General features: G+C 70.6%; 12 protein-coding genes and 1 pseudogene. 7 read left to right on the plus strand and 6 right to left on the minus strand.

Going from position 1 to position 9991, the window contains the following annotated elements; all coding sequences use genetic code 11:
* Positions 1-1020 (plus strand): LCP family protein (locus tag E4P42_RS26440; RefSeq protein ID WP_245234249.1); only part of this gene is annotated, 1020 nt, incomplete at its 5' end.
* Positions 1021-1140: 120 nt separating this feature from the next.
* Entirely contained in the window at positions 1141-1686 is a 546-nt protein-coding gene (locus E4P42_RS26445) for a ferritin (protein ID WP_135129602.1), read from the plus strand.
* 3 nt (positions 1687-1689) lie between these two features.
* On the opposite strand, the gene E4P42_RS26450 is transcribed toward E4P42_RS26445, so the two are convergent.
* The 3 genes from E4P42_RS26450 to E4P42_RS26460 are packed head-to-tail and all read right to left on the minus strand — an operon-like array spanning position 1690 to position 3966.
* Entirely contained in the window at positions 1690-2514 is an 825-nt protein-coding gene (locus E4P42_RS26450; protein ID WP_135129603.1) for a glycerophosphodiester phosphodiesterase, read from the minus strand.
* 5 nt (positions 2515-2519) lie between these two features.
* Positions 2520-3602, minus strand: a complete 1083-nt coding sequence (locus E4P42_RS26455; RefSeq protein ID WP_135129604.1) for a DUF4328 domain-containing protein — start codon at positions 3600-3602, stop codon at positions 2520-2522.
* A 22-nt stretch (positions 3603-3624) separates the two neighbouring features.
* Positions 3625-3966, minus strand: a complete 342-nt coding sequence (locus E4P42_RS26460; protein WP_135129605.1) for a rhodanese-like domain-containing protein — start codon at positions 3964-3966, stop codon at positions 3625-3627.
* 585 nt (positions 3967-4551) lie between these two features.
* Between E4P42_RS26460 and E4P42_RS27140 the strand changes: the two genes are divergently transcribed.
* From E4P42_RS27140 to E4P42_RS26480, 5 genes are all read left to right on the plus strand, one after another.
* Complete coding sequence (locus tag E4P42_RS27140) at positions 4552-4710, plus strand: hypothetical protein (protein ID WP_167759646.1); 159 nt, start codon at positions 4552-4554, stop codon at positions 4708-4710.
* A 127-nt stretch (positions 4711-4837) separates the two neighbouring features.
* Positions 4838-5461 carry a superoxide dismutase gene (locus E4P42_RS26465; RefSeq protein ID WP_135129606.1) on the plus strand — a complete coding sequence of 208 codons (624 nt, stop codon included), beginning with the start codon at positions 4838-4840 and terminating at the stop codon, positions 5459-5461.
* Between the two features lie 186 nt (positions 5462-5647).
* Positions 5648-6181: a peptidase gene (locus E4P42_RS26470; protein WP_135129607.1), complete on the plus strand. Its 534-nt coding sequence runs from the start codon at positions 5648-5650 to the stop codon at positions 6179-6181.
* Positions 6182-6436: 255 nt separating this feature from the next.
* Entirely contained in the window at positions 6437-7144 is a 708-nt protein-coding gene (locus E4P42_RS26475) for a TMEM165/GDT1 family protein (protein ID WP_135129608.1), read from the plus strand.
* 407 nt (positions 7145-7551) lie between these two features.
* On the plus strand, positions 7552-7950 hold the full coding sequence (locus tag E4P42_RS26480) for a helix-turn-helix transcriptional regulator (RefSeq protein WP_135129609.1): 399 nt from the start codon (positions 7552-7554) through the stop codon (positions 7948-7950).
* Between the two features lie 67 nt (positions 7951-8017).
* Here E4P42_RS26480 and E4P42_RS26485 read toward each other — a convergent pair whose 3' ends face one another.
* The 3 genes and pseudogenes from E4P42_RS26485 to E4P42_RS26495 form a co-directional block, all read right to left on the minus strand.
* A complete protein-coding gene (locus tag E4P42_RS26485) occupies positions 8018-9160 on the minus strand; it encodes a hypothetical protein (RefSeq protein WP_135129610.1) in 1143 nt (380 codons plus the stop codon).
* The gene (locus E4P42_RS26490; protein WP_135129611.1) at positions 9157-9648 is read right to left on the minus strand and encodes an ImmA/IrrE family metallo-endopeptidase; all 492 of its coding nucleotides are present in this window, start codon (positions 9646-9648) and stop codon (positions 9157-9159) included. Before E4P42_RS26490 ends, E4P42_RS26485 begins: the two co-directional genes overlap by 4 nt.
* 51 nt (positions 9649-9699) lie before the next feature.
* Positions 9700-9991 (minus strand): annotated as a pseudogene (locus E4P42_RS26495) (hypothetical protein); the annotation flags it as partial.

The raw sequence follows: 9991 nt of genomic DNA on the forward strand, positions 1-9991 counted from the left end.
CCGGTCGCTCCCCGCCCCGCGCCCCGGCCGGCTCCCCCGCCCGCCGTCGCGGCCCGGCGGCCACGCCGGCGCCGCCCGTGGGGACGGATCGTGCTGAGCGTGCTGCTCGTGCTCGTGCTCACGCTGGTCGGCCTGGTCGCCTGGGTGGACACCGCGCTGCAGCGCATCCCCGCCCTGACCGACTATCCGGACCGGCCGGCGGCCGGCCGGGGCACCACCTGGCTCCTGGTCGGCTCCGACAGCCGGGCCGGGCTGGACTCCGCGCAGCAGGCCGAACTGGCGACCGGCGGTGAGGTCGGCAGCGGCCGCACGGACACGATCATGCTGGTGCACCTGCCCGGTCTGCTGTCGGACGCGCCCACGACGGTGGTGTCGATCCCGCGCGACTCCTACGTGCCGGTCCCGGGTTACGGCGAGGACAAGATCAACGCGGCGTTCGCCCTCGGCGGCGCGCCGCTACTGGCCCAGACCGTCGAGTCGGCGACCGGCCTGCGACTGGACCACTACGCCGAGATCGGGTTCGGCGGGTTCGCCGCGGTGGTCGACGCGGTCGGCGGGGTGACCATGTGCCCACCCGAGCCGATCAGCGATCCCCTGGCCGGCATCGACCTGCCGGCCGGGTGTCAGGAACTCGACGGCCGCAACGCGCTCGGCTACGTGCGCACGCGGGCCACCGCGCGCGCCGACCTCGACCGGATGGTCACCCAGCGCGAGTTCGTCTCGGCGCTGCTGCAGCGCGCCACCAGCCCCGCGGTGGCGTTGAACCCGCTGCGCTGGTACCCGATGGCGCGGGCGGCGGGCGGGTCGCTGACCGTGGACAGCGGGGCCCACGTGTGGGATCTGGCGCGGCTGGGCTGGGCGCTGCGCGGCGACACGGTGACCACGACGGTGCCGATCGGCGAGTTCACCGGCAGCGACGTCGGCGCGGTGGTGGTGTGGGACAGCGAGGCCGCCGGCCGCCTGTTCGAGGCGCTGCGTTCCGACGCGCCGGTACCACCGGAGGTGCTCAACGCCGGCTGACACGCCGACAGCAAACGAGACCAAGTACTGTTAGCGGCGTCACACCGGGTTAGGGAACCCTCGCCTCAGTAAGGTCGACCTTGGCTGACAACCCCGTCTGACCTGGCCTATCGTGGTGGCATGACCACATCCGGCGCACTCGACACCAAGTTCATCGGCCTGCTTCGCGAACAGATCCGCAGCGAATTCACTGCGGCTCAGCAGTACATCGCGATCGCGGTGTACTTCGACGGTGCCGACCTGCCGCAGCTGGCCAAGCACTTCTACGGTCAGGCGGTCGAGGAACGCAACCACGCGATGATGCTGGTGCAGTACCTGATCGACCGCGACGTCGAGGTGGAGATCCCCGGCGTCGACGAGGTGTGCAACCGGTTCGACGCTCCGCGCGACGCACTGGCACTCGCCCTGGACCAGGAGCGCACGGTCACCGAGCAGATCAGCCGGCTGGCCAGCGTGGCCCGCGAGGAGGGTGACTACCTCGGCGAGCAGTTCATGCAGTGGTTCCTCAAGGAGCAGGTCGAGGAGGTCGCGCAGATGACGACGCTGGTCCGCATCGCCGAGCGCGCCGGTGCGAACCTGTTTCACCTCGAGGACTTCGTGGCGCGGGAACTGGCCGCCGCCGCGGCCGATCCGTCGGCGCCGCGGGCGGCCGGCGGCGCACTGTAAGCGTCAGTCCCGGCCCGCGCCGGTCAGCCCGTTCTGCAGCCAGTCCTTGGTGCGGCCCGGGTGGTTGGTCGCCACCCACGCCACGCCGAGGTCGCGGCAGTACCGCACGTCCTCGTAGTGGTCGACGGTCCAGCAGTACAGCGCGCGGCCCTGGGCGGCGGCCCGGTCGACCAGCTCGGGATGCTCGCGCAGCGTCATGATCGACGGTCCGACCGCCGTCGCGCCCACGGTGGTCGCGGCGCTGCCGCCGAGGTAGCGCGACGTCTCGCCGAGCAGCACCGTCGGCAGCATCGGCGCCGCCCGCCGGATGCGCCACACCGCCGCCGCCGAGAACGACATGACCACGGCGCGGGACAGGTCGGCCGACGGGGGCGCCGCGATGCCGTAGCGGTGCAGCAGCGCCAGCACCTTGTTCTCCACCAGCGCGCCGTAGCGCACCGGGTGCTTGGTCTCGATGAACAGCTTCACCGGCCGGTGCCAGTCCAGCACCAGCTCCACCAGATCCTGCAGCGTGAGCAGGCCCCGCACATCGGCGCCCTCGCCGGGTTTGCAGCTCGCGTGCCACGACCCGAAGTCCAGTGCGCGCAGCTCGGCCAGCGTCATCTCGCTGACCAGCCCGGTGCCCGACGAGGTGCGGTCCACCCGGCGGTCGTGCACGCACACCAGGTGGCCGTCGCGAGTCAGCCGCACATCGCACTCGACGCCGTCCGCGCCTTCCTGCAGCGCCAGCTCGTAGGCGGCCAGGGTGTGCTCGGGCCGGTCGGCGGAGGCGCCCCGGTGCGCCACCACGAACGGATGACCGCCGAGCGTGCCGTCATCCGGGTTCATGAGCCCTATGCTGCCGGGTTCTGCCCGCTGGACTCAACCGGACGGCGCGATTCGCCGTCCGCGTCGCGCGCGCCGGACCCGGTGCCGCGATCGGGGCCCGGGTCGGCCGCGGCTGGGCGACCCGCGTGGCGACCGTCGTCGGGCACCATCACCCAGCGGGTGACCGCGCGGGCCACCGGCGCCCGCTCGAAGCCGAGCACCACCCGGTAGGCCACCAGCAGGGTGGCCAGTGCCAGCAGGTAGGCGACGGTGGTGAGCACGGTGTTGTCGGCGATCCCCTGGGCGTCGGTGGTGAAGCTGGTGGCGATCGAGAACAGCGACACCACGGTGCTGAAGACCCACAGGATCCACCACACGACGATCGGCCGGCGCAGCGTGCTCAGCCGGTTCTCGACGTCGGCCAGCTCGAACGCGTACACCGGCGCGAAGATCAGGTTGACGAACGGCACCAGGCAGCCCAGCCGCAGCGCCCACACGTCGCGCGGGTCCGCCTGGCCGTGGTGGCGGTAGGCCGCGGCGCGGCGCGCCACCAGCCAGTTGGTCAACACGACGAGGCTGGCGATCACACAGAACAGCGCGATCACGCTCATCGCGACGCCGAGCCACGTCGCCGCCCCCGCCACGATCGGGTGCAGCAGCATGCTGCGGTTGACCAGCAGCAGCACGTACCGGATGACGTGGACGAAGGCGGTGACGCCCAGCACCGCCAGGGTGGTGATCAGCGTCCGGCGCACCGTCGTCGCCGACGGCCCGTGCCGGTCCGCCGCCGGAGTCGTGTCCTCGGTATCGAAGTGTTCGACCAGACCCCAGCGCGGGACGGAGGCGTAGCGCGGGGTGGGGCCGAGGGGGCGGCGGCGGGCCCGCGGTGGGGGCGGGGCGCCCGGCCGCACCGCGATCCAGCGATACCCCGCGGGCAGCCGGGGCGGTGCGCCGCCGGGTCCCGGGCCCGCGGCGCGTGCGCTCCACTCCGGTGCGGCGGTGGCGTGGCCGGACGGCGCCATCAGGGCGCCCTGGCACCGCGGACACCACTGCCGCTCGCGGTCGCGCACGTTCCACCGCGTCCCGCAGCGGGAACACACCTGGATCATCCGACCAGCCTAACTGCGTCGATCAGACGGTCCCGGGGCCGCCGCCGTCGGTGATCACCGGCCGGCCGGCGTCCGCCCACGCCTGGATCCCGCCGCTGACGTTGGCGACCCGGTAGCCGTTGCGGGCCAGGTACTGCGCCACCCGCTGGGACCGCCCGCCGAGGTGGCACATGACGTAATAGGTGACGTCCTGGTCGAGGTCGGCCATCCGGCCGGGGATCTCGCCCATCGGCACGTGCACCGCGCCGGCGACGTGACCGCGTTGCCACTCGTCGTGTTCCCGGACGTCGAGCAGTACCGCCGACGGATCGGGCTCCACCGGCAGTCCGGCCACATCCACCTGGGGAACATCGACGTCGTCCATGGAGTCCATGCTGTCACGGGACCGGTCGCGGGGCGGTGGCGGCGGCGAAACAGCAATTGCAGACTTATCCACAGTTTCCACAGGTCTATCCACAGGGCCGCGGGGATGACGATCAGAATTGCGCGCGTTGAGCTGTGCCCTTGCTGCGAGAAACTGTGGATAACCTGACGATCCGCAGACCGGACCCGGCAGGACGGGAAACGCACCGAGCGAAATTCTTAGTAGCGCTAACCGCGTCCGACCGGCGACGGCTGGACCCGTCGGCGGAGTGGGTCGAGCGGGACGAGTGTGCCAGCCGTCGGCGCCCGAACCGGGTAGACACGCCGCGGCATGTCGGCGCCGTCGGGCCGCGGCCGCCGCGATCGGGATGCACCACTCCCGCGTCATGCTGACGCGCCCCGCGGGGGTGGCCGTCCCGCCCGCCGGCCGTCGTCCGCCGTGACCTGCGGTGCGCGGCGGTGACGACCGGGCCGGAGCCGATTTCCGCTGCGTGACACCGGGGGTTATGATCGGCGTCACACGGGGGTAGGCTGTGATGGTTCTCACTGGGGGGTTTAGCGTGAATATGCAGGTCAGGGGTTGTTGATGGCATCTCATTCGATGGGTCCGGGCTCCGCGATGCCGCCGTCGGAATGGCAGTCGTCGGCGAACGTGTACACCCGTAGCCAACTCATGGCGTGCTTGCGGGCCGGCATCATCGCGCTGGTGCTGCTGGGCATCCTGGCTCTCATCGTCCTGTTCTGAATCGGCCCGGCCTGGGTATGGGTGATCGGCGGACGCGCATCCTTGCGGTGCGCGCGGCGATGGAGCAAGGTTGATCTCGATGTCGAGGAACTCGAGCTCCATCAATCACCGATGAGGAAGGAACCCTGTGGCTGAGTACACCCTGCCCGACCTTGATTACGACTACGGCGCGCTCGAACCGCACATCTCCGGTCAGATCAACGAGCTGCACCACAGCAAACACCACGCCACCTACGTGAAGGGCGCCAACGACGCGCTGGCCAAGCTGGCCGAAGCCCGCTCGTCCGGGGACCACTCCGCGATCTTCCTCTACGAGAAGAACCTCGCCTTCCACCTCGGCGGGCACGTGAACCACACCATCTGGTGGAAGAACCTCTCCCCCAACGGGGGCGACAAGCCGACCGGTGAACTGGCGGCCGCGATCGACGACGCCTTCGGTTCGTTCGACGCCTTCCGCGCGCAGTTCACCGCGGCGGCCAACGGCCTGCAGGGCTCGGGCTGGGCGGTGCTGGGTTACGACACGCTGGGCCAGAAGCTGCTGACGTTCCAGCTGTTCGACCAGCAGGCCAACGTGCCGCTGGGCATCATCCCGCTGCTGCAGGTGGACATGTGGGAGCACGCGTACTACCTGCAGTACAAGAACGTGAAGGCCGACTACGTCAAGGCGTTCTGGAACGTGGTCAACTGGGAGGACGTCCAGAAGCGGTTCGCGACGGCCACCGGCGCGGCCAAGGGCATCATCCTCGGCTGACCGGGGATCGCAGACTCTGCACAAGGGGCGCCGCGCGAATCGCGCGGCGCCCCGCTCTCGTTCGCGCCGGGTTCACTCTCCGTTAGCACTCGAGTCGTCTTGCCTGCCAGCGCACCGTTACCGCATGCTGAGGGCACGACCCGTAGGCGTGTCGGCCAGGCGCAACACCTAAGTGGCGGAGGCGGAATGGAGACGGGGTCCGGTCGGGCGATAGAAATCGCCCCATTTCATTCGGGTGGCGCTCTCAAGGGATTCGTGGTGTCGGGGCGGTGGCCGGATTCCACGAAGGAGTGGGCGCAGCTTCTGATGGTCACCGTGCGGGTGGCGTCGCTACCCGGATTACTCTCCACGACAACGATTTTCGGCGTCCGCGAAGAACTCCCCGACGAACCGGAACCCGGCACGGTCGGCCTGGTCCTGGCCGAGGGCACCGTGGTCGGCGAGTCCGCGGTGCCGCCCGGGTATTTCGCCGAGCGCCAGCCGCCCGCGCTGCTGATGCTGCATCCGCCGTCGGAGACCACGCCCTCGCTGCCCGAGTGCAACGGCGCCGCATCGGGGTGCGTGCTGCTGCCCGGGCTGCCGCATCTGGGGCTCGAGCACCGCGCCGCCTGGGTCGAGGCCGAATCGGACGGCACGGTGACGTCGATGGTCAGCCGCGTCGGTGTCGATCCGATCAGCCATCCCGACACCGCCGTATTGGCCATGCTGCTCGCCGCGTGAGGGCCCTCCGACCGGCGGCTTCGCCCCATCCCGCATCGGAGAATACGGCTTCCCGAAATCGGCTGCGCCGCTGGCGCCGTCGGGAATCGGCGGTTATCGTCGTGGCAGTCAGCGAAGGGGAGTAGCCCCGAATCGTCGCGTCGACATACTGGCTCCGCGGAGCCCGGCCGGCGAACCGCACCCTCGGTGGGCGAGACCTTCGACAGGATGCCGGCGCGGCTGTGCGCGCGTCGGCGACATGTCGAAAGGTGTTCGATGCTCGCCGCCGCCCTCGTGAGTCTCGCCGTGGTCTTCGTCGCCGAACTCGGCGACAAATCGCAGCTGATCACCATGACCTACGCGCTGCGCCACCGCTGGTGGGTGGTGCTGTCCGGCGTCGGCCTGGCGGCCATGCTGGTGCACGGCCTGTCGGTGACCATCGGCCACTTCCTCGGCATGACGCTGCCCGAACGCCCGATCGCCTTCGCGGCGGCGATCGCGTTCCTCCTCTTCGCCGCGTGGACGTGGCGCGACAGCCGGCGCGGCGGTGACGACGACGCCGTCCGGGTGGCCGAACCCCGCTTCGTGGTGCTGGCGATCGTGTCCTCGTTCGTGCTGGCCGAACTCGGCGACAAGACCATGCTGGCGACGGTCGCCCTGGCCAGCGATCGGGATCCGATCGGCGTCTGGGTCGGCGCGACACTGGGCATGATCCTCGCCGACGGCGTTGCCATCGTCGTCGGGGCAATGCTGCACAAGCGGCTGCCCGAAGCGTTCCTGCACACCGTGGCCAGCCTGCTGTTCCTGCTGTTCGGACTCTGGATGCTGTTCGACGCCGCACTGGGCTGGCGGATCGTGGCGGTGGCGGTGACCGGGTCGGTGGCCGTGGCGGCGGTGACGGTGGGCATCGTGCGGGCCGTGCGGGCACGGCGCCGGCGGACCGATACGCCGCAGGTTCGCGACACGTCGTCCGAATCCGCCTGAACCCGGTCGCAGCCCGTTCCGTCGCCGGGTGCGACCTGGTCCGCCACGCCGTGGGCGGCGCTGGTTTCGCCGGTTGCTGGGCCCGTCCCGGTACACCCCCGCCGACCCCCTGAACACCGCGGACGCCGCCCCGCCGCCATTCGTCGGTGAGGATTGCTGGCAGTTACCTCGCAGGGAGCTCAGCACAGGGGATGCTACGGAACCGTTATTATTTGCCTCATGGTGTTGGATCGGCAGCTGCCTGAGCAGGCGAAATCGCTGCTCTACGGGGTATCTGCAGCTCCCCGACCCTGCACCAGTCAACAAACCGGCGGTTTGCACTTGGTTCGCGGCACAACTCTCGCTACGATGGTCAGCAAATCCGCCGCTCGTTTAGCCCGCTCGTCCCGCATGTGGAGGTCATTTCGATGAGCAAGACGTTCGCCGCTCGGCTGAACCGCCTGTTCGACACGGTTTACCCGCCGGGTCGTGGGCCGCATACCTCGGCCGAAGTCATCGGCGCGCTCAAGGCCGAGGGCATCACGATGTCGGCTCCCTACCTGTCCCAGCTACGGTCCGGCAACCGCACCAACCCGTCGGCGGCCACCATGGCGGCGCTGGCCAACTTCTTCCGGATCAAGCCGGCCTACTTCACCGACGACGAGTACTACGAGAAGCTCGACAAGGAACTGACGTGGCTGGCGAGCATGCGTGACGAAGGTGTCCGCCGCATCGCCGCACGGTCGGTCGGGCTGTCCCCGGAGGCGCAGCAGGACATCGTGGCCAAGGTCGACGAGCTGCGTCGCAAGGAACACCTCGACGACTGACGGCGTCCCCGCGGCGCCCGGGGCCGGCGAAGCCGGGACTGTTTGCCGCCCCGCCGTCCGGACCGATTCAGCCGCGGTCGAGCGTCCGGTACCGTTCGGCGATCGCCAGTATCCACTCGCGGTCCGAGTAGGCCTCCGGCTGACGCAGCCACCTCAACCCCGGGAAGGCGGCGTGTCCGTCTCCTGCGTCTGAGCGGCCGGCCTCGATCCACCGGGCGAGCGCCTCGGCCTGCCGATGCGGCGGCACCTTGGGCGGCTCCAGATCCGCGACCTCGCTCTCCAGATCGGTGTCCCGGGCGGGCAGCGCGCTCGCCGGGTCCCGCCCGGCGTCGACCGAGGAGCGCATGGTCGCGGCCGTCGCCTCCAGATAGAGAGCGTCGGAGATCAGCGACATCCGCTCGGCCACCCGGAAGACCAATGGGCCGCGTGGCCGCACACCGATACCGATGTCGGGGTGACGGCGGTCGAGCTCGGCGAGTAGCGGCCCGATGACGCGCAGTTCCCGGCGCGCGCCGAACCAGTCCTCGATGCTGGGCAGCAGCGCCCCGATGGCCACCACCACCATGGCGCAGCCGAGCAGCGTCGCCGCGGTCCCGACACCGATTCCCGGGTCCTGCCCCGCCGCACGCAGCAGGAACGTCGCGCTGGCCAACACGATCAGCGCGATGCCCAGGGTGAAGACGAACAGGGCCCGCCCGCGCCGGCTGCGGCTCGAGTTCCGCATCCCCGCCCAGGACACCAGGGACAGCGCCACCAGCACGTAGAGCAGCGGCAGCAGCCACGACGTACCGCCCGAGCCGAGGTTGCGGCGCAGATACTCGTCGGGAGACATCTCCGGCTGCTGACCGGCGGCGAAGAACAGGGCCAGGCTGGCGGCCGCGACCACCACGGCGAGCGCGTACTGCGCCAGCGCGATCTTGCGCGTCGTCGCCGAGGGCCGGGCCGAGGCGACCGTGGTGATCATCACGCAGCTGCCCGCCGCGCACATGATCAGCGCGACCTGGCTGAAGCCCATCGCGATGTTCGGCCACTTGAGCACGGTGTCCACCAGCAGCGTCAGGGGCTGCCAGTTCAGCGCGGCGACCAGTGCGAGATTGCCCAGCGCGAGGATCATCGCGGTGCTGACCAGCGACTGCTTGTTGACCAGCGCCCACCCGATCCGCAGACCGGTTGCCAGGCCGAGCAGTCCGGCGATCACCCAGACGATCAACCAAACGCCTCTCCGAGGCGAACCTGCACGATCGAGGAGCGGTCGCAGGGCAGCCGGCCGAGCCGGTAGATGAGCAGCGCCGCGAAGTCCTCGGCCTCCTGTTCGGCGTCCTCACCGCTGGGCCCCATGCAGCCGGTCCGCTGGTTGAGCATGTACCCGATCAGGTCCGAGCTGGCCACTTCGGTGTTCTGCCGGGCAGCCTCCACCACCGGCATGCCCTCGTGCCCGAGAACCAGGTGTCCGAGTTCGTGGGCGAGGGTGCGGTCCCAGGCGGGCAGGCCCTGCTGGATCAGGAACACGTCGCGGTCGGAGTACTGGCGCCACTGCCCGCACACGCCGGGCGGCAGGTGGGCCATCTTGATGTCGATGGGCCGTCCGCGGTCGGCGCTGACGGCCTGAACGAGGCGCACGAGCGTCACCTCGCCGCGGCGGGGCGCCAGATCGAGCACCTCGCTGACGGCGCGTGTGACGGTGCGGCTGGCGGGCATGGTGTCCCCCTTTCGACGATTGACGTGCTACGGCGGTCCGGGCTGCGCTGGCTACTCCATGAACCGCGCGATGCTCGTGGTCCGCAGGGTCCGGCCGGCTTTCGCCTGCCGGTATCCGACCAGGCCGCCGAGCCCGGTCAGCGCCAGGATTCCCGCCGTCCCCGGCACGGCGACCGCGGCGATCTGGGACACCCCGGCCGTGCGCAGGTACTCGCCGTATCCGGTGCGGTAGGACGCGGGGAGGGCGAGGGGTTCGGCCGGCGCAGCGGGGGCGGCGGGCGGCGTCTCGGGTGGCCGGCCGGCGGGACGCTGGGGGGCACCGCCGCGGGGCCCGGCCTCGGGC

The organism is Mycobacterium sp. PS03-16 (assembly GCF_004570325.1).
In the GTDB taxonomy this organism is placed as follows: Bacteria; Actinomycetota; Actinomycetes; order Mycobacteriales; family Mycobacteriaceae; genus Mycobacterium.

Coding starts and splice junctions, on each gene's coding strand:
- E4P42_RS26445 (WP_135129602.1), top strand. CDS start 1,141: ATGACCACATCCGGCGCACTCGACACCAAGTTCATCGGCCTGCTTCGC.
- E4P42_RS26450 (WP_135129603.1), bottom strand. CDS start 2,514: ATGAACCCGGATGACGGCACGCTCGGCGGTCATCCGTTCGTGGTGGCG.
- E4P42_RS26455 (WP_135129604.1), bottom strand. CDS start 3,602: ATGATCCAGGTGTGTTCCCGCTGCGGGACGCGGTGGAACGTGCGCGAC.
- E4P42_RS26460 (WP_135129605.1), bottom strand. CDS start 3,966: ATGGACGACGTCGATGTTCCCCAGGTGGATGTGGCCGGACTGCCGGTG.
- E4P42_RS27140 (WP_167759646.1), top strand. CDS start 4,552: ATGGCATCTCATTCGATGGGTCCGGGCTCCGCGATGCCGCCGTCGGAA.
- E4P42_RS26470 (WP_135129607.1), top strand. CDS start 5,648: ATGGAGACGGGGTCCGGTCGGGCGATAGAAATCGCCCCATTTCATTCG.
- E4P42_RS26475 (WP_135129608.1), top strand. CDS start 6,437: ATGCTCGCCGCCGCCCTCGTGAGTCTCGCCGTGGTCTTCGTCGCCGAA.
- E4P42_RS26480 (WP_135129609.1), top strand. CDS start 7,552: ATGAGCAAGACGTTCGCCGCTCGGCTGAACCGCCTGTTCGACACGGTT.
- E4P42_RS26490 (WP_135129611.1), bottom strand. CDS start 9,648: ATGCCCGCCAGCCGCACCGTCACACGCGCCGTCAGCGAGGTGCTCGAT.